Genomic DNA, 19,027 nt, shown 5'->3' with positions numbered 1-19,027 from the left:
CGTGGCTCTGTCGCGGCGGCCTTTTCTGTTGCCGTGTTTCGCTTTCATGGGAGGACTGATGACGGTTCCAACGGCACCCACACTGCTGTATGGCCCGGCCGGTCCGCTGGCCTTCGATCGCCCGCGGGTGATGGGTATCCTCAACGTGACGCCGGATTCCTTCTCGGACGGTGGCGCACATGACCGCGTGGATCGGGCCGTGGCCCGTGCGCGGCAGATGCAGGACGAGGGCGCGGATCTGATCGACGTGGGCGGGGAATCTACCCGCCCGGGGGCCGAACCGGTGTCGCTCGCGGAAGAACGTCGACGTGTCCTGCCGGTGCTGGAGGCGCTGGCGGCGGAGGTTTCCTTGCCGGTCTCGGTCGATACCATGAAGCCGGAGATCATGCGCGACGCGGTGCGGGCTGGCGCGGCCATGCTCAACGACGTGAATGCCTTCCGTCGGCCGGGCGCCGAGGAGGAGGCGGTGGCGGCCGCCCGGGAGCACGGCGTGGCCCTGTGCGTGATGCACATGCAGGGCGAGCCGCAGTCCATGCAGCACGCCCCGCATTACGGCGACGTGACCGCCGAGGTCCGGGCGTTCCTCGACGCACGCTGCAGTGCACTGCAGGCCGCGGGGGTGCCGCCGGATCGGCTGGTGGTGGATCCGGGTTTCGGTTTCGGCAAGACGCTGGAGCACAATCTGGAACTGTTCCGCCATCTCCCGGACCTGGTCGGTGATGGTCGGCCAGTGCTGGTCGGGGTCTCGCGCAAGTCGATGATCGGGGCCCTGCTGGGGCAGCGGCCGGTGGCGGAGCGTGGCAGCGGGAGCGTGGCCGCCGCGTTGCTCGCCGCGCAGCAGGGGGCGCGGATCCTGCGTGTGCACGACGTCGCGGCCACGGCGGACGCCCTCGCGATATACTCCGTGCTGGATCCCCGCAGTGCTGGCGGGGTCATGTCATAGGGAGGAACCGCATGGGACGTTATTTCGGGACCGACGGCATCCGCGGGCGAACCGGCGAATGGCCGATGACGCCGGAGTTTGCCCTGCGCCTGGGCTACGCCGTGGGCGAGATCCTCGGCGAAAACGGCCATGCCCAGGGGCCGGTGCTGGTGGGCAAGGACACCCGGGTTTCGGGCTATATGTTCGAGTCGGCGCTGGAGGCGGGTCTGTCGGCCGCCGGGCTTGACGTGGCCCTGCTGGGGCCCATGCCAACACCGGCCATCGCCTACCTGACCCGGACCTTCCGCGCGACGGCGGGCGTGGTGATCAGTGCCTCGCACAACCCTTTCAACGATAACGGCTTCAAGTTCTTCACCCCGGAAGGCGACAAGCTGCCGGACGCGGTGGAGGCCGCGATCGAGGCGCGCCTCGACGAACCCGCGCAGGCCATCGACGGGCGGCGCCTGGGCAAGGCGGTACGCATCTCCGACGCTGCCGGGCGCTATGTCGAATTCTGCAAGAGCGCCATACCCGCGCGGTCTGAATTGCGCGGCATGCGCATCGTCCTCGACTGTGCCCACGGGGCGACCTACAACGTCGCGCCGCATGTCTTCGAGGAGCTGGGGGCGGAGGTCGAGCTGACCGGCGCCATGCCCGATGGCTACAACATCAACGAGGGTGTGGGGGCATTGCACCCCGACCGCCTCGCGGAACGTGTACGCGCGACGGGATCCGATCTGGGCATCGCTCTGGACGGGGATGGTGACCGCGTGATCCTGGTGGACGCTGGCGGCCAGATCGTGGACGGTGATCGCATCCTCGGGATCCTCGCCCTGGAACGCCTGCGCCTGGGTACGCTGGGCGGTGGCGTGGTCGGCACCCAGATGACCAATCTCGGCCTGGAAAACGCGCTGGCGGAGGTCGGAGTGCCGTTCGTGCGCGCGCGGGTGGGGGACCGCTATGTCCTCGAGGAACTGCGGCGCTACGGCTGGTTGCTGGGCGGTGAGAGTTCCGGGCATATCATCTGTCTGGATCACACCACCACCGGTGACGGCACCGTGGCCGGACTGCAGATCGCGCACCTGATGCAGCGCAGCGGCCGGTCCCTGGCCGAACTGGCCGCGGCCATCCCGCAGTTCCCGCAGGCCCTTGTCAACGTGCGCCTGGACGAGGGAGCAGACGAGCGTCTGGATGCGCCGCCGGTCCGCGCCGCCGTGGCCGAAGTGGAATCCGAGCTGGGTCGCCGCGGCCGGGTGCTGTTGCGACCGTCGGGCACGGAACCCCTGATCCGCGTGATGGTCGAGGCGGAAGACGCAGGCGCCACGCAGGCTGCCGCGGAACGCATTGCGGACGCGATCCGCGCGGTCGCCTGACTCCCGCCACCCGGTGCGCGTGACGCGGCGCCCGGGTGGTCGGTTGATTTGCCGGGAACGCGCCGGTAACATCCCGCCGCTCAATCATGGAACCCTGGCCATCGCAGGAGGAACCACCGCATGCGCAAGCCGCTGGTCGCCGGAAACTGGAAAATGAACGGCTCCCGCGACGCCAATCGCGAGCTTCTGTCCGCGCTCCAGTCGGAGCTGGACGGGCTGGCCGGCGTCGAGCTGGCCGTGTGCCCGCCTGCGGTCTATCTGCCCGAAGTGGTCGAGGCCCTGGCCGACAGCCCCATTGAGGTCGGGGGGCAGGACTGCTCCGATCAGGCTTCCGGCGCTTACACCGGCGAGGTCGCCGCGGCCATGCTCAAGGATGTGGGCTGCCGTTACGTGATCGTGGGGCACTCCGAGCGCCGCGACCGCCAGGCCGAGGACAGCGCCTGGGTGGCGGCCAAGTATCAGGCGGCCCTGGCCGCCGGCGTGACCCCGATCCTGTGCGTGGGCGAGCAGAAGGAAGAGCGCGAAGCCGGCCGCACCGAAGCGGTGGTGGGCGAGCAGCTCGATGCCGTGCTGGATGCCGCCGGAGTCGAATCGCTGGACCGCGCCGTGATCGCCTACGAGCCGGTCTGGGCGATCGGCACCGGCCTGACGGCCACCCCGGAGCAGGCGGCCGAGGTGCATGCCTTCATCCGTAACCGGGTCGCCGGCCGCGATCCGCGCGTGGCTGCCGACCTGCGCATCCTGTATGGCGGTTCGATGAAGGCCGACAACGCCGCGGGGCTGCTGGCGCACGATGACATCGATGGCGGCCTGGTGGGCGGAGCCTCGCTGGATGCCGCGAATTTCGCCGGGATTGCGCGGGCCGCGACCGGGGCGGGCGAATGATCTACGGGATCCTCCTGGTTGTTCAGGTGGTGGTGTCGATCTCCATCATCGCGCTGGTGCTGATGCAGCACGGCAAGGGCGCGGATGCCGGGGCTGCATTTGGCAGCGGGGCTTCGGCCACCGTGTTCGGTGCCCAGGGGTCGGCCAACTTCCTGAGCCGCGCCACGGCCTTTCTGGCCGCGGTGTTTTTCATCAACGGGCTGGCGCTGGCCTATATTGCTGCGTCGGAACCCGAGGCGCGCAGCCTGATGGATGAACCGACGCCCGCAGAGGCGGTCGAGGACGATATCCCGATCGGGGATGTTCCGGGCATGGCGCCGGACGATTCCCCTGCCGACGAGCCGGCGGATCCGCCCTCGCGGCCGCAGGACGTGCCACAATAGGGCTTCAGTCAGGAATACGCAGATGTGGTGGAATTGGTAGACACGCTATCTTGAGGGGGTAGTGGCGCAAGCCGTGTGGGTTCGAGTCCCACCATCTGCACCATTTTTCAGGGAAGGTTCCGTCCGGAGGTCCGGGCGGAACCTTTTTATTGTAAAGCCTTTATAAACAATAACTTGGCGTTTTATGTGAGCTTGACACCGTTTTCCGGCTTCACCTAGACTGCCTCACCGGTGAGCGCACCGGCCCGATCGCCCGAGGGCCGCGGCCCCGGCGCATTCACCCAGCAACGCTGAACCGCCCATGGTCCGGCCCTCCTGTTCGGCCGACCCGTGGACCTGCCCGCCCGAGGCGGCGTACGGGAGAGAGACATGCTGGAAGGATATCTGCCCATCCTGCTGTTCATTGCAGTAGGCATCGTGATCGGTATCGTGCCGCTGGTGATCGGCATGGCCGTGGGGCCCCGCAAGGCGGATGCCGCCAAGGATTCGCCGTATGAATGCGGCTTCGAGGCGTTCGAGGATTCGCGCCTCAAGTTCGACGTTCGGTTCTATCTGGTCGCCATCCTTTTCATCATCTTCGATCTCGAGATCGCCTTTCTGTTTCCCTGGGCCGTCTCCCTCGATGCCGTAGGCCTGTTCGGGCTTCTTGCGATGGCGCTGTTTCTGCTGATTCTGGTAGTCGGCTTTGTCTACGAATGGAAGAAGGGGGCGCTGGAATGGGAATAGAAGGCGTTCTGGAAAAGGGCTACGTCACCACCTCGGCTGACAAGCTCATCAACTGGGCCCGCACCGGCTCCCTGTGGCCGATGACCTTCGGTCTGGCCTGCTGTGCGGTGGAGATGATGCACACGGGTGCCGCGCGCTACGACATGGACCGGTTCGGAGTGGTATTCCGCCCGAGTCCGCGCCAGTCCGACGTGATGATCGTGGCAGGTACGCTGGTCAACAAGATGGCACCGGCGCTGCGCAAGGTGTACGACCAGATGTCCGAACCGCGCTGGGTGATCTCCATGGGCTCCTGTGCCAACGGCGGTGGCTACTACCACTATTCGTATGCCGTGGTTCGGGGGTGCGACCGCATCGTGCCGGTGGATATCTACGTGCCGGGCTGTCCGCCGACGGCCGAGGCACTCCTTTACGGCATCATTCAGCTTCAGAACAAGATCCGGCGCACGAACACGATCGCGCGCTGAGCGACCCGGGGTGGCAGATGGCTGAACAACAGACCTGGATTGACGTACTGCGCGCGAAGCTGGGCGAACGCCTGGACGGAGTGCGGGTGGTCAACGGCGAGGCAACCATTGAAGTACCGGCGGACGCCTGGCGCGAGATCGCCGAGACCCTGCGCGACGAGGAGGATTTCGGATTCGAAATCCTGATCGACCTGTGCGGGGTGGACTATCTCGAGTACGGACAGACCGAGTGGGCCACCGATGACGCCTCCAGTGAGGGTTTCAGTCGTGGCGTCCAGTCCGCCACCTCGGGCCGGTTCACGTTCGATGATGCGCCCGGCGAATCGTGCTGGGACGGTCCGCGCTTCGCCGTGGTGGTCCATCTGCTGTCGGTGCAGAACAATCGTCGCCTGCGCATGCGTGCCTGGCTGCCGGATGATGAATTCCCGGAGCTGGAGTCGCTGGTGGATGTCTGGGCGTCGGCCAACTGGTTCGAGCGCGAGGCCTTCGATCTGTTCGGGATCCTGTTCTCGGGGCATCCGGACCTGCGTCGCATCCTGACCGACTACGGTTTTGTCGGCCATCCGTTCCGCAAGGACTTCCCGCTGATCGGCCACGTGGAGATGCGCTACGACACCGAGCAGGCGCGCGTGGTGTACCAGCCGGTGACCATCGAGCCGCGCGTGCTGGTGCCGAAGGTGATCCGCGACGACCATCGCTACACCGATGGCGACGCGCCGGCGGAAGGAGCCGATCATGCCTGAGATTCGCAATTTCACCCTGAATTTCGGTCCCCAGCATCCGTCTGCACACGGCGTGCTGCGGCTGGTCCTGGAGATGGACGGCGAGGTGGTGCAGCGCGCCGATCCGCATATCGGCCTGCTGCATCGGGGGACCGAGAAACTTGCCGAGAGCAAGCCATATAACCAGTCGATCGGCTACATGGATCGTCTGGACTACGTGTCCATGATGTGCAACGAGCACGGTTACGTGCTCGCCATGGAGCGTCTGCTTGGTATCGAAGCGCCGCTGCGGGCGCAGTACATCCGGGTGATGTTCGACGAGATCACCCGAATCCTGAATCACCTGATGTGGCTGGGCGCGCACGCTCTGGACATCGGCGCGATGACGGTGTTCCTGTACGCGTTCCGCGAGCGCGAGGACCTGATGGACTGCTACGAGGCGGTCTCCGGCGCGCGCATGCACGCCACCTACTACCGGCCCGGAGGGGTCGCCCGCGACCTGCCCGGCACCATGCCGAAATACCAGCCCTCGGCCTGGAAGTCGCAGGAAACGGTCGACGAGCTTAATGCCAATCGCCAGGGCTCGCTGCTGGACTTCATCGAGTCGTTCACCGAGCGGTTCCCGGGGTGCGTGGACGAATACGAGACCCTGCTGACCGACAACCGTATCTGGAAACAGCGGACGGTCGGTATCGGGGTGGTGGATGCCGACCGGGCGAAACAGCTCGGTTTCACCGGCCCGATGCTGCGCGGATCCGGGGTGGAATGGGACCTGCGCAAGAAGCAGCCCTACGAGGTCTACGATCAGCTGGATTTCGACATCCCGGTCGGGGTCAATGGGGACTGCTACGACCGTTACCTGGTGCGCATGGAAGAAATGCGCCAGTCCAACCGCATCATTCGGCAGTGCGTCGACTGGCTGCGCAGGAATCCCGGCCCGGTGCTGCTGGAGGATCACAAGATCACGCCGCCGAAGCGCGAAGAGATGAAGGCGGACATGGAATCGCTGATCCATCACTTCAAGCTGTTTACCGAAGGGATGTGCCTGCCGGAGGGCGAAGCTTACGCCGGCATCGAGCATCCCAAGGGCGAGTTCGGCTGCTATCTGGTGTCGGATGGCGCCAACAAACCGTATCGCCTCAAGGTGCGCCCGCCGGGCTTTGTCCACCTTTCCGCCCTGGACGAGATGGCGCGGGGCCACATGCTGGCCGACGTCGTGGCCATTATCGGAACCCAGGATATCGTCTTCGGGGAGATTGATCGCTGATGGCTGCCGAACCCAAACCCGTTGCCTTTCACAAGCCGGCCGAGCACAAGGTCGACCTGAGCGACCACGAGCGCGAGGAGATCGATCACTGGCTGGCCCGCTATCCGGAGGACCAGAAGCGCTCGGCGGTACTCGCCGCACTGCGGGTGGTCCAGCACGAGGACGGCTACGTTTCCACCGCGAAGATGGACGCGGTTGCCGACTACCTGGGGCTCCCGGCGATCGCCGTCTACGAAGTGGGTTCGTTCTACTCGATGTTCGAGCTCGAGCCGGTGGGCAAGCACACCATCGCGGTGTGCAACAACATCTCCTGCAGTCTGCGCGGCTCGGCCGGGATTATCGAGCATCTGGAAAACCGGCTCGGCATCACCCTGGGCGAAACCACGCCCGACGGGAAGTTCTACCTGAAGAAGGAAGAAGAATGCCTCGCCGCCTGTTGCGGGGCGCCGATGATGCAGGTGAACCACGTCTATTACGAGAATCTGACGCCGGAGCGCGTGGACGAGATTCTCGACGGCCTGGAGTCCTGAAACGATGGCCAACCAGATCTGTTTCGCGACCCGCTACCTGGATGACCCGTCGTCGCTCGAGACCTATCGTAGCGTCGGCGGATACCAGGCGCTGGAAAAGGTGTTCGGCGGCAAGATGGCCGCGGAAGACGTGATCGAGGAGGTCAAGACCTCCAACCTCCGCGGCCGCGGAGGCGCGGGGTTCCCGACCGGGATGAAATGGTCGTTCATGCCGCGCAATTCCCCGGGGCAGAAATACATCGTCTGCAACTCCGACGAATCGGAGCCCGGTACCTGCAAGGATCGCGAGATCCTGATGTACAACCCCCATGCGCTGATCGAGGGGATGGCGATCGCGGGTTACGCGATCGGCGCAACGGTGGGATACAACTACATGCGCGGCGAGTTCATGGACGAGGTCAATACGCGCTTCGAGGCCGCCCTGAAGGAGGCCTACGAGGCCGGCTACCTCGGGCGTGACATCCTTGGCTCGGGCGTGGACTTCGATCTGTATCCGACGCTGGGCGCGGGCGCCTATATCTGCGGCGAGGAAACCGCGTTGCTGGAGTCGCTGGAGGGCAAGAAGGGGCAGCCGCGCTTCAAGCCGCCATTCCCCGCGAATTTCGGGGTCTACGGGAAGCCGACGACGGTCAACAACACCGAGTCGCTCGCCTCCATCCCGTCGATCATCCGTAATGGCGGCCAGTGGTTCGCGGACCTGGGCGTGCCCAAATCGGGCGGCGAGAAACTGTTCTCGGTGTCCGGACACGTCAATAAACCCGGCAACTTCGAAGTGCCCCTGGGCATGCCGTTTCGGGAACTGCTGGAGATGGCCGGTGGCGTGCTCAACGGCCGCCAGCTCAAGGCGGTGATCCCGGGCGGTTCGTCCGTGCCGGTGGTGCCGGGCGACACGATGCTGCAGACCAACATGGATTACGACTCCATTACCCAGGCCGGATCCATGCTCGGCTCCGGCGCGGTGATCGTGATGGACGAGACCACCGACATGGTGAAGGCGCTGCAGACGATCTCGCGCTTCTATTATTCGGAATCCTGCGGCCAATGCACGCCGTGCCGCGAGGGCACCGGGTGGTTGTACCGCATGCTGACCCGCATCGTGGAAGGAAAGGGTCGTCCCGAGGACCTGGAACGCCTGGACGACGTCGCGAGCAAGATCGAGGGGCACACCATTTGCGCCCTGGGGGATGCCGCCGCGATGCCGGTGCGCAGTTTCGTGAAGCATTTCCGTCACGAATTCGAACACTACATCCAGCACGGTCGGAGCCCGGTGGCCAGCGCCGCCTGATCGCCCCGTCGCGCACACGCAGCAGGAATCGAACATGAGTCAGGATCAGCCACAGGATCTGGTCACCGTCGAGATCGACGGGCAGACCTTGCAGGCGCCCAAGGGCACCATGCTCATCGAGGTTGCGGACGAGGCCGATATCCGGATTCCGCGCTTCTGCTATCACAAGAAACTGTCCGTGGCCGCCAATTGCCGGATGTGCCTGGTGGAGGTCGAGCGAGCGCCCAAGCCGCTGCCGGCCTGTGCCACGCCGGTGATGGACGGCATGAAGGTGTACACTCAGTCGCCCCTCGCGATTTCCGCGCAGAAGGGCACGATGGAATTTCTGCTGATCAATCACCCGCTGGATTGTCCGATTTGTGATCAGGGCGGCGAGTGTGAACTGCAGGACGTGGCGATGGGGTATGGCGAGTCCGTTTCGCAATACACCGAAGCCAAGCGGGTCGTGCACGACAAGGATATCGGTCCGCTGATCGAAACCGAGATGACCCGCTGCATTCACTGCACCCGCTGCGTGCGCTTTGGCGAGGAGATCGCGGGCGTGCGCGAACTGGGTGCGACCGGGCGCGGCGAAGACATGCGGATCGGGACCTATGTCGAGAAGACCGTCGCGCACGAGCTCTCCGGGAACGTGATCGATCTGTGTCCGGTGGGCGCGCTCACCGCCAAGCCGTCGCGCTACGGCGCACGTGCCTGGGAATACGCCCAGGCCCCCAGTATTGCCCCGCACGACGCGGTGGGTTCCAATATTGCCGCCCATACCTATGACGGGCGCGTGATGCGGGTGGTCCCGCGCGACAACGAAGCGGTCAACGAGACCTGGATCTCGGACCGGGACCGTTTCTCCTACGCGGGGCTGTATGCCGAGGACCGCGTGACCACTCCGCGGATCAAGCGCGACGGGCAGTGGCAGGACGTGGACTGGGAGACCGCCCTGCAGCATGCGGTGGAAGGCCTGCGCAAGGTGGCCCCCGAGCGGATCGGCGGGCTGTTTTCTCCGTCGCTGTCGCTGGAGGAACACTACCTCGGCCAGAAACTGCTTCGCGGGCTGGGCGTGCGCGACATCGACCATCGCATGAGCCAGCAGGATTTCCGCGACGACGACGCCGCGCCCCTGTTCCCCTGGCTGGGCAGCCCGATCGCCGATCTGGACCGCGCCGATGCGATCCTGCTGGTCGGCACCAATCCGCGGCGCGAGCAGCCGCTGCTGGCGCATCGCCTGCGCAAGGCGGCTCTCAACCACGACGCCAGGGTTACCCTGGTGCATAACCAGCTGCTGGACCTGACCTACCCGGTGGCGGCCCAGCTGGTCGGCAACGAGCACGACCAGGTCATGGCCCTGGCCGGGATTGCCGGGCGTATCGCGGCGGCCGGCGAGGGGCTGCCGCCCCGCCTGGAAAAGATCGTCAAGGCCGCCCAAAGCGACGATCCGGACACCCGCGAAGCGTTCGAGCGGGCCGCACGCTCGCTGCTGGACGGGGAACAGGGCCACGTGCTGCTGGGTGCGGACGCCATGGCCAGCCCGGCGTTTGCGACCCTGCGGGCCCTGGCCGGCTGGATCGCCCGCCATACCGGGGCCCGTCTCGGGTACATGCCCGAGGGCGCGAATGCGGCCGGTGCCTGGCTGGCCGGGGTGCTGCCGCATCGCGGCGTGGCCGGTCAGGCGCTCGAGACCAGCGGACGCCCGGCGCCGGAGATGCTGAACGAAGGCCGCGACGCGTTCGTCGTTGCCGGACTCGAGCCCGGCCGCGACGGACATGATCCGGTCGCTTTCCAGCAGGCAGTGCGCGACGCGGGATTCGTGGTCGCACTGACCGCGTTTGCCGACGCCGAATTGCAGGCATCGGCCGACGTTCTGCTGCCGGTCGCGACCAGCTTCGAATCCTCCGGGACCTTCGTGAACGCCGAAGGACGCTGGCAGAGCTTCCGCGCGGCGAGCCGCGCCCCGGGCGAGGCTCGTCCGGGATGGAAGGTCTGGCGCGTGCTGGGCAACCTGTTCGCGCAGAAGGGCTTCGATTACCTCGATTCGCCCGCAGTGCGCGACGAGCTGAAGGGCCTCCTCGCGGATGTCAGCTTCGACAACACGGTCAACCTGAACCGTGTGCACGTTGAGGAACCGGAAATCGCAGACTCGGGCAAACAAGGGTTGCGGCGCGTCGCCTCGCGTTCGCTGTACGCCACCGATCCGCTCGTGCGTCGGGCCGAACCGCTGCAGCGCAGCCCCGAGGGGCAGCTGGCGAACGCGGTGCAGGTGCACCCCGACTCGGCCGGCGGGATCCCCGACGGCAGCCGGGTTCGCGTGCAGCAGGGACGGGCCGAGGCCGAACTGACGCTTGTGCTTGACGATTCCGTACCGCCGGGCCTGGCCATCACCCTCACCGGTGGTGACGCGGCCCCGCTTGGTGCCCCGGGCGAGCCGGTCACGCTCGCACGCGCCTGACAAGGGACTGAACCATGTTCGACTGGATTCTCAACCTGTTCCATTCACTGCCAACGGTGATGCAGATCCTGATCGGCATCCAGCTGATCATCATCCCGTTGATGCTGGGTGTCGCCTATCTGACCTTCGCCGAGCGCAAGATCATCGGCTATATCCAGGTGCGCGTCGGGCCCAATCGCGTGGGACCGCGCGGATGGCTGCAGCCGATCGCGGACGCGCTGAAGCTCCTCATGAAGGAGGTGATCGTCCCGTCGAATGCCAACCGGTTCCTGTTCTTCAGCGCACCGGTGCTGACGATCGCACCGGCGCTGGCGGCCTGGGCCGTGATTCCGTTCTTCGAGGGCGGTGCGCTGGCGGACGTGAATGCGGGTCTTCTCTATCTCCTGGCGCTGACGTCGCTGGGCGCCTACGGGATCATCATTGCGGGATGGGCATCCAACTCGAAATACGCCCTGATGGGCTCGCTGCGATCGGCGGCGCAGCTGGTTTCGTACGAGATCGCGATGGGCTTCGCCCTGGTGGGCGTACTGATGGCCGCGGGTTCCATGAACGTCGGCGACATCGTCCAGGCCCAGTCGGGCAGCGTCTACCACTGGTTCCTGCTGCCGCTGCTGCCGTTGTTCTTCGTGTATTTCATTTCCGGGGTTGCCGAGACCAACCGGGCGCCTTTCGACGTGGCCGAAGGGGAATCCGAGATCGTGGCCGGCTTCCACGTGGAATACTCCGGGATGGCTTTCGCGGTGTTCTTCCTCGCCGAATACGCCAACATGATCCTGATCTCGGCGCTGACCGCGGTGCTGTTCCTCGGCGGCTGGCTGTCCCCGTTCCAGGGCATCCTGCCGGCGGCGATGTTCGACTGGCCGGTGATCGGTACCCTGCTGGGTGACGGCCTGCACTGGTTCCTGATCAAGACCGCGCTGTTCCTGTTCATCTTCCTGTGGTTCCGTGCCACCTTCCCGCGCTATCGCTATGACCAGATCATGCGGCTGGGCTGGAAGGTGCTGATCCCGGTCACCATCGTATGGCTGTTCGTGCTGGGCGTGTTCGTCGCGTTCGACGTCGGCCCGTGGTTCGCGTAAGGAGTTCGCCATGAAATCCGTGCGTCATTTCTTCAAGAGCTTCCTGTTCTTCGAACTGCTGCTGGGCTTGCGGCTGACCGGCCGGTACCTGTTCCGCCGCAAGTTCACCGTGCAGTACCCGGACGAGAAGACCCCGATGTCGCCGCGTTTCCGCGGGTTGCACGCGCTGCGCCGTTATCCCAACGGCGAGGAGCGCTGCATCGCCTGCAAGCTGTGCGAAGCGGTGTGCCCGGCGCTGGCGATCACGATTCATTCGGAAGAGCGCGAGGACGGTACGCGGCGGACGTCGCGGTATGACATCGACCTGTTCAAGTGCATCTTCTGCGGGTTCTGCGAAGAGGCCTGCCCGGTGGATTCCATCGTCGAGACGCACATCTTCGAATACCACTTCGAGAATCGGGGCGAGCAGATCATGACCAAGGACAAACTCCTGGCGATCGGTGATCGCTTCGAGAAGGAGATCGCCGAGGCCCGTGCGATCGACGCCCCGTACCGGTAATCAGGGACGCAACGATGACCTTCGAGCTCTTTCTGTTCTATCTTTTTGGCGCCATCCTGCTGGGTGCCGCGCTGGCGATGATCAGCGTGCGCAATCCGGTGCATGCCGCGCTGTTTCTGGTGGTGTGCTTTGTCTCGGCTGCGGCGCTGTGGTTGATGGCGGAGGCCGAGTTCCTCGGACTTGTACTCGTGCTGGTCTATGTCGGCGCAGTCATGGTGCTGTTCCTGTTCGTGGTGATGATGCTGGACATCAACATCGCCCGGCTGCGGGAGGGCTTCAGTGAATACCTCCCGGTTGGCCTGGTGGTCGCTGCCGCGATGGCGACCGTGCTGGTGCTGGTGATCACGCGTTACATCACCATGGATGCACCGGAACGGGCTGGCCCCGAGTACGCCAACACCGAGGCGCTGGGGGCGGTTCTGTACACCGAATACGTGTACCCGTTCGAGATTGCCGCCGTGATCCTGCTGGTGGCGATCATCGCGGCGATCTCCCTGACCATGCGCCGGCGGCCGGACAACAAGCGGATCGACCCGGCGCGCCAGATCGAGGTCTCGCGCGAGGGACGCGTCCGCATGGTGTCGATGAAGTCCGAAGACAAGGCGCGTGACAGCCGCGGGGCGGAACGCGACGACGACCCGAACCAGGAATGACGCCGGCGCGTGCCGGTGCCTAACCACCGCGGGGCGGGCTTGTCCGTCCCCCAAAGGAATTCAGGGCCAGACAATGATTACGCTAGAGCACTACCTGGTGCTGGCCGCGCTGTTGTTTTCGATCAGCGTGGCCGGGATCTTCCTGAACCGAAAGAACGTGATCGTGCTGCTGATGTGCATCGAACTGATGCTGCTGGCAGTGAACATCAACTTCATTGCCTTCTCGTTCTTCCTGCAGGATCTGGCCGGGCAGGTCTTCGTGTTCTTCATCCTGACGGTCGCCGCGGCGGAAGCCGCGATCGGGCTGGCCATCCTGGTGTTGCTGTTCCGTAATCGCGGGACGATCAACGTCCAGGATCTGGACGAAATGAAAGGATAACGGGCCATGGATACGATCTATCTCCTTATTGTCCTGGCGCCGCTGGCGGGCGCGATCGTCGCCGGTCTGTTCGGGCGTCAGATCGGCCGGGTGGGCGCGCACAGCGTGACCATCGCCGGGGTGGCCATCTCCTTCCTGCTCTCCGTGGTGGTGTTCTATCAGCACGTGTTCGGCGGAGTCGGGGTGTACAACGAATCGGTGTACACCTGGATGGTTTCTGACGGGATCCGGTTCGAGGTCGGTTTCCTGGTCGACAACCTGACCGCCATGATGATGCTGGTGGTGACCTTCGTGTCGCTGATGGTGCACATCTACACCATCGGCTATATGCAGGACGATCCCGGCTACCAGCGGTTCTTCGCGTACATTTCGCTGTTCACCTTCTCCATGCTGATGCTGGTGATGGCGAACAACTTCATGCAGCTGTTCTTCGGCTGGGAGGCCGTGGGGCTGGTCTCCTACCTGCTGATCGGCTTCTGGTACAAACGCCCCACGGCCATTTACGCCAACATGAAGGCGTTCATCGTCAACCGCGTCGGGGACTTCGGATTCCTGATCGGGATCGCCGCGCTGGTGTTCTACACCGGCAGCCTCAACTACACCGAGGTGTTCGCCGAAGGGCAGGCGATGAGCGAGGCGACCATCACCATCTGGCCGGGCTGGACCTTCGGTCTGCTGGATCTGGCGCTGATCTTCCTGTTCATTGGTGCGATGGGTAAATCCGCCCAGGTGCCGCTGCACGTATGGCTGCCGGACTCCATGGAAGGCCCGACCCCGATCTCGGCGCTGATCCACGCGGCGACCATGGTGACCGCGGGCATCTTCATGGTGGCGCGCATGTCGCCGCTGTACGAGTTCTCCGTGCCGGCTCTGTCGTTCATCCTGGTGATCGGGGCGATCACGGCCTTCTTTATGGGTCTGATCGGTCTGGTGCAGAACGACATCAAGCGCGTGGTCGCGTATTCGACGCTGTCGCAGCTCGGATACATGACCGTCGCCCTGGGGGCCTCGGCGTATGCGGCCGGTGTGTTCCACCTGATGACCCACGCGTTCTTCAAGGCGCTTCTGTTCCTGGCCGCCGGCTCGGTGATCATTGCGATGCACCATCTGCAGGACATGCGCGCCATGGGCGGGCTGCGCCGGCACATGCCGATCACCTACGTGACCGCGCTGATCGGGTCGCTGGCGCTGATCGGGTTCCCGTTCTTCTCCGGGTTCTTTTCCAAGGACGCGATCATCGAAGCAGTCGGGTACTCCGAGATTCCGGGGGCGACTTTTGCCTACTGGATGGTTCTGCTCGGCGTGTTCGTAACCGCGCTGTACACCTTCCGCATGTTCTTCATGGTGTTCCACGGGGAGGAACGCTACGACCAGGCACATCACTACATGCCGGATCACGGGGACGGTGAAGATCACCATCATCACGGTACCCCGCATCCGCACGAGACCCCGTGGGTGGTTACGCTGCCGCTGATCCTGCTGGCGATCCCGTCGGTGGTGGCCGGGTACTTCATCGGCCCGATGTTGTTTGGCGACTTCTTTGCCGATTCGATCTTCGTCAGCGAGGCGAAGGACGTACTGGCGCAGAAGGGCGAGAGCTACACCGGGGTGTTCGGCTTCGTGCTGCACGGGCTCGTGGCGCCGGCGTTCTGGTTCGCGATGGCCGGGCTTGCGACCGCCTGGTACCTCTACATCAAACGGCCGGATCTGCCGGCGGTGATCGCCGACCGTCTGCGGCCGGGTGTGCGCATCCTCGAGGACAAGTACGGGTTTGACCGCTTCAACGACTGGTTCTTCGCCGGTGGCACGCGGCGCCTCGGGCGCTGGCTGTGGCGCTATGGCGACGCGATGATCATTGACGGCTGGCTGGTCAACGGCGCCGCGCGTTCGGTGGGCTGGGTGTCGGCCCGGGTGCGCCATGTGCAGTCCGGCTTCCTCTATCACTATGCATTCGTGATGATCATCGGCCTGCTGGTCCTGATGTTCGCCTTCGTGATCTGAGGGGTTTCGACGATGACCGCTGCGAAGCCCACCGCTGTTTCAAGGAACGACCATGTTTGCTGACTGGCCCATTCTGAGTCTGTTGATCTGGCTGCCGATCCTCGGTGGCTTCCTGACGCTTGCCGCCGGGCGCGACGCGCCGGTGGTGGCCCGGCGCCTGGGCCTCAGCGTGGCCGTGGCCACTTTCGTGGCAAGCCTGCCGCTGTGGTTCATGTTCGAGCGCGGCACCGCGGAGATGCAGTTCCAGGAGGTGGCCTCCTGGATCCCTGCGTTCAACGTGAACTATCACCTCGGGGTCGACGGCATCTCCATGCCCCTGATCCTCCTGACCACGCTGATCACGGTGGTCGTGGTCATCGCCGCATGGGAGTCGGTGAAGGATCGCATCGCCTACTACCTCGCCGCGATGCTGGTCATGGAAGGACTGATGATCGGCATGTTCGCGGCGATGGACGCGGTGCTGTTCTACGTGTTCTTCGAGGCGATGCTGATCCCCATGTTCCTTGTCATCGGGATCTGGGGCGGGCCGCGCCGCGTGTACGCAACGATCAAGTTCTTCCTCTACACCTTCCTGGGGTCGGTGTTCATGCTGGTCGCACTGATCTGGATGTACATCCAGTCCGGCAGCTTCCTGATCCAGGACTTCCATGCCCTGCAGATCGGGATGACCGCGCAGATACTGATCTTCCTCGCGTTCTTCCTGGCGTTTGCGGTCAAGATCCCGATGTTCCCGGTGCATACCTGGCTGCCGGACGCGCACGTCGAGGCGCCGACGGGGGGGTCGGTGATCCTGGCGGCGATCATGCTGAAGATCGGCGGCTACGGCTTCCTGCGTTTCTCGCTGCCGATCACGCCGGATGCGTCCGCGGTGCTGGACACGCTGATGATCGTGCTGTCGCTGATCGCGGTGGTGTACATCGGGGTGGTGGCACTGATCCAGAGCGACATGAAGAAGCTGATCGCGTACTCGTCGATCGCCCACATGGGCTTCGTGACTCTGGGCTTCTTCCTAGCGTTCTACATCTACTCGAATACCGGCGACTGGCAGGGCGCGTCGCTGGGTATCGCCGGCGGCATGGTGCAGATGATCTCGCACGGCTTCATCTCTGCGGCGATGTTCCTCGCGGTGGGCGTGCTTTACGACCGGCTGCACAGTCGGCAGATCGCGGATTACGGTGGTGTGGTGAACACCATGCCATGGTTCGCCGCGTTCTTTGTGCTGTTCGCGATGGCCAATACCGGTCTGCCGGGCACCTCGGGCTTCGTGGGTGAATTCATGGTGATCCTGGCTGCCTTCAAGGCTGATTTCTGGATTGCCTTCCTCGCCGCGACCACGCTGATCCTGGCGGCGGGGTACACCCTGTGGCTGGTCAAGCGCGTGATCTTTGGCACCGTGGCCAACGAGAACGTGGCCGGCCTGTCCGATATGAACCGGCGCGAATTCTTCCTGATGGGGCTGCTGGCGTTTTTCACGCTGCTGCTGGGCGTGTGGCCGGCACCGCTGCTGGAAGTGATGAACGCGACCATCGACAACCTCGTGGCGCATATCGCGCACTCGAAGCTCTGAACGGACGCCTGACATGAATTTCGAGATTCCTGCCTTTCTGCCCGCCGTTCCCGAGATGTTCGTCCTCGGGATGGCGTGCTTCATCCTGATACTGGATGCGTTCCTGCCGGATTCGCGCCGCGACATCACCTACGGCCTGGTGCAGGCGACGCTCGCGGGAGCCGCGGTGCTGACGCTGTGGCTGGCCGGTCCGGAAGTGGTGCTGACCTTCAGCGACAGCTTCATCAAGGACCCGATGAGCGACGTGCTGAAACTGGCGGTGTACGTTACGAGCTTCTTCGTCTTCCTCTACTCGCGGCCGTATCTGATGGCGCGCGACATCCACAAGGGGGAGTTCTACATCCTCGGGCTGTTCGCGGTCCTGGGGATGATGATCATGATCTCGGGCCACAATCTGCTGACCCTGTACCTGGGCCTGGAACTGCTGTCGCTGTCCTCGTATGCGCTGGTGGCGTTCTGGCGCGACAACACCCGGGCCAGCGAAGCCGCGATGAAGTACTTCGTGCTGGGGGCGCTGGCGTCCGGCCTGCTGCTGTACGGCATGTCGATGATCTACGGCATGACCGGCTCGCTGGATATCGCGGTGATCGCCTCCGAACTGACGATGGCCGATGACGCCCTGAACGTCCCGCTGGTGTTCGGTCTGGTGTTCCTGGTGGTGGCGATCGCGTTCAAGCTGGGGGCGGTGCCGTTCCACATGTGGGTGCCCGACGTCTATGACGGGGCGCCGACGGCGGTGACGCTGTTCATCGCGACCGCTCCGAAGATCGCGGCCTTCGCGTTCCTGATGCGGCTGCTGGTCGAGGGCATGGGACCGATGCATGCCGACTGGCAGGGCATGCTCATCATCCTGACCGTGCTGTCGCTGGCGGTGGGCAACGTGATTGCGATCGCGCAGACCAGCATCAAGCGTATGTTCGCGTATTCGACCATCGCGCATGTCGGGTTCCTGTTCATGGGGATCCTCGCGGGGACCGATTCGGGCTACGCCTCGGCGATGTTCTACGTGATCGTGTATGCACTCACCGCGGCCGGCGGGTTCGGCATGATCGTGTTCCTGTCGCGCCGGGGTTACGAGGCCGATCGCCTGGACGACTTCGCCGGGCTGGCCAGACGTAACCCGTGGTTCGCCTTCATCATGCTTCTGCTGCTGTTCTCCATGGCCGGGGTTCCGCCGACCGTCGGTTTCTATGCCAAGCTGGCCGTGATTCAGGCGGCCGTGGGTGCGGGCCTGGTCTGGCTGGGTGTGGTCGCGGTGATCTTCAGCATCATCGGTGCGTTCTACTACCTGCGGGTGGTGAAGATCATGTTCTTCGACGAACCGAAGGAGGAGGCCAGCGAACCGGTGCAGCCTTCGGGTGCGCTGGCCACGGCGCTGAGCATCAATGGCCTGGCAGTGCTGTTGCTGGGAATTTTTCCGGGCCTTCTGCTGTCCGTTACCCACTACGCCATTGCTGGCTGATCCGTCCCGGAGGATGTCTTGAATCAACTGGTCCCGTTTGAAGTCCTGGTCTGGGGGTTTGTGGCGTTTGCCTTCGTGGCCGCCAACCTGCCGTGGCTGACCGATCGCATCGCGCTGATGTTCCTCCCGGCGACCGGGAGCAAGGGAGGCTGGACCCGGGTCTTCGAATGGCTGGTGCTGTTCCTGCTGGTGGGGCTGATCGGCAAGGGTCTCGAACATCAGGCGACGGGCAGTGTTCATGCACAGGGCTGGGAGTTCTACGTGATCGGGCTGTCGATGTTTGCGGTGTTCGCGATCCCCGGGTTCATCTGGCGGCATGATCTTCGCCCGCATTTGCGTCAGCGGGCGCGCCGTTCTCGCTGATTCCGATCGGGGCTTGCAAGCCGG

General features: G+C 64.6%; 19 protein-coding genes and 1 tRNA gene. All 20 read left to right on the top strand.

What is annotated here, in order from left to right; all coding sequences use genetic code 11:
* Positions 1 to 58: 58 nt before the first annotated feature.
* The 20 genes from folP (at position 59) to G020_RS0105925 (ending at position 19,003) form a co-directional block, all read left to right on the top strand.
* Positions 59 to 943 (top strand): dihydropteroate synthase, encoded by an 885-nt coding sequence (gene folP, locus G020_RS0106020; RefSeq protein WP_029681228.1) that lies wholly within the window; start codon positions 59 to 61, stop codon positions 941 to 943.
* Between the two features lie 11 nt (positions 944 to 954).
* Complete coding sequence (gene glmM / locus G020_RS0106015) at positions 955 to 2,295, top strand: phosphoglucosamine mutase (protein ID WP_024328979.1); 1,341 nt, start codon at positions 955 to 957, stop codon at positions 2,293 to 2,295.
* Between the two features lie 120 nt (positions 2,296 to 2,415).
* Positions 2,416 to 3,180, top strand: coding sequence for a triose-phosphate isomerase (tpiA, locus tag G020_RS0106010; protein WP_018946360.1), 765 nt, complete (start codon positions 2,416 to 2,418; stop codon positions 3,178 to 3,180).
* Positions 3,177 to 3,563 carry a preprotein translocase subunit SecG gene (secG, locus tag G020_RS0106005; RefSeq protein WP_024328978.1) on the top strand — a complete coding sequence of 129 codons (387 nt, stop codon included), beginning with the start codon at positions 3,177 to 3,179 and terminating at the stop codon, positions 3,561 to 3,563. The genes tpiA and secG overlap by 4 nt, the downstream gene beginning before the upstream one ends.
* A gap of 18 nt (positions 3,564 to 3,581) precedes the next feature.
* A tRNA-Leu gene (locus tag G020_RS0106000) sits at positions 3,582 to 3,666 on the top strand.
* 266 nt (positions 3,667 to 3,932) lie between these two features.
* Entirely contained in the window at positions 3,933 to 4,289 is a 357-nt protein-coding gene (locus tag G020_RS0105995; protein WP_018869963.1) for an NADH-quinone oxidoreductase subunit A, read from the top strand.
* Positions 4,280 to 4,756, top strand: coding sequence for an NADH-quinone oxidoreductase subunit B family protein (locus G020_RS0105990; protein WP_018869962.1), 477 nt, complete (start codon positions 4,280 to 4,282; stop codon positions 4,754 to 4,756). Before G020_RS0105995 ends, G020_RS0105990 begins: the two co-directional genes overlap by 10 nt.
* 17 nt (positions 4,757 to 4,773) lie before the next feature.
* The gene (locus G020_RS0105985) at positions 4,774 to 5,499 is read left to right on the top strand and encodes an NADH-quinone oxidoreductase subunit C (protein ID WP_024328977.1); all 726 of its coding nucleotides are present in this window, start codon (positions 4,774 to 4,776) and stop codon (positions 5,497 to 5,499) included.
* Positions 5,492 to 6,745, top strand: coding sequence for an NADH-quinone oxidoreductase subunit D (locus tag G020_RS0105980; RefSeq protein WP_018946357.1), 1,254 nt, complete (start codon positions 5,492 to 5,494; stop codon positions 6,743 to 6,745). Before G020_RS0105985 ends, G020_RS0105980 begins: the two co-directional genes overlap by 8 nt.
* A complete protein-coding gene (nuoE, locus tag G020_RS0105975) occupies positions 6,745 to 7,275 on the top strand; it encodes an NAD(P)H-dependent oxidoreductase subunit E (RefSeq protein WP_018946356.1) in 531 nt (176 codons plus the stop codon). Before G020_RS0105980 ends, nuoE begins: the two co-directional genes overlap by 1 nt.
* A 4-nt stretch (positions 7,276 to 7,279) precedes the next feature.
* On the top strand, positions 7,280 to 8,560 hold the full coding sequence (gene nuoF, locus G020_RS0105970) for an NADH-quinone oxidoreductase subunit NuoF (protein ID WP_024328976.1): 1,281 nt from the start codon (positions 7,280 to 7,282) through the stop codon (positions 8,558 to 8,560).
* Positions 8,561 to 8,594: 34 nt separating this feature from the next.
* On the top strand, positions 8,595 to 11,000 hold the full coding sequence (nuoG, locus tag G020_RS0105965) for an NADH-quinone oxidoreductase subunit NuoG (protein ID WP_024328975.1): 2,406 nt from the start codon (positions 8,595 to 8,597) through the stop codon (positions 10,998 to 11,000).
* Between the two features lie 14 nt (positions 11,001 to 11,014).
* The gene (nuoH, locus tag G020_RS0105960; RefSeq protein ID WP_024328974.1) at positions 11,015 to 12,079 is read left to right on the top strand and encodes an NADH-quinone oxidoreductase subunit NuoH; all 1,065 of its coding nucleotides are present in this window, start codon (positions 11,015 to 11,017) and stop codon (positions 12,077 to 12,079) included.
* Positions 12,080 to 12,089: 10 nt separating this feature from the next.
* Positions 12,090 to 12,578: an NADH-quinone oxidoreductase subunit NuoI gene (gene nuoI, locus G020_RS0105955; protein WP_018946352.1), complete on the top strand. Its 489-nt coding sequence runs from the start codon at positions 12,090 to 12,092 to the stop codon at positions 12,576 to 12,578.
* A 14-nt stretch (positions 12,579 to 12,592) separates the two neighbouring features.
* Entirely contained in the window at positions 12,593 to 13,231 is a 639-nt protein-coding gene (locus G020_RS0105950; protein ID WP_024328973.1) for an NADH-quinone oxidoreductase subunit J, read from the top strand.
* 73 nt (positions 13,232 to 13,304) lie between these two features.
* Positions 13,305 to 13,610, top strand: coding sequence for an NADH-quinone oxidoreductase subunit NuoK (gene nuoK, locus G020_RS0105945; RefSeq protein ID WP_018869953.1), 306 nt, complete (start codon positions 13,305 to 13,307; stop codon positions 13,608 to 13,610).
* A gap of 6 nt (positions 13,611 to 13,616) precedes the next feature.
* On the top strand, positions 13,617 to 15,611 hold the full coding sequence (nuoL, locus tag G020_RS0105940; RefSeq protein ID WP_024328972.1) for an NADH-quinone oxidoreductase subunit L: 1,995 nt from the start codon (positions 13,617 to 13,619) through the stop codon (positions 15,609 to 15,611).
* 52 nt (positions 15,612 to 15,663) lie between these two features.
* Entirely contained in the window at positions 15,664 to 17,178 is a 1,515-nt protein-coding gene (locus G020_RS0105935; RefSeq protein WP_018869951.1) for an NADH-quinone oxidoreductase subunit M, read from the top strand.
* Positions 17,179 to 17,191: 13 nt separating this feature from the next.
* Positions 17,192 to 18,640, top strand: a complete 1,449-nt coding sequence (nuoN, locus tag G020_RS0105930) for an NADH-quinone oxidoreductase subunit NuoN (protein WP_024328971.1) — start codon at positions 17,192 to 17,194, stop codon at positions 18,638 to 18,640.
* Between the two features lie 18 nt (positions 18,641 to 18,658).
* Entirely contained in the window at positions 18,659 to 19,003 is a 345-nt protein-coding gene (locus G020_RS0105925; protein WP_024328970.1) for a DUF2818 family protein, read from the top strand.
* The last annotated feature ends 24 nt before the right edge of the window (positions 19,004 to 19,027 follow it).

The sequence above is a fragment of the Thioalkalivibrio sp. ALR17-21 genome (assembly GCF_000420185.1).
Taxonomy (GTDB): domain Bacteria; phylum Pseudomonadota; class Gammaproteobacteria; order Ectothiorhodospirales; family Ectothiorhodospiraceae; genus Thioalkalivibrio; species Thioalkalivibrio halophilus.
Note: the sequence above shows the minus strand (reverse complement) of the source record. Positions and strands in the feature narration are given on the sequence as shown.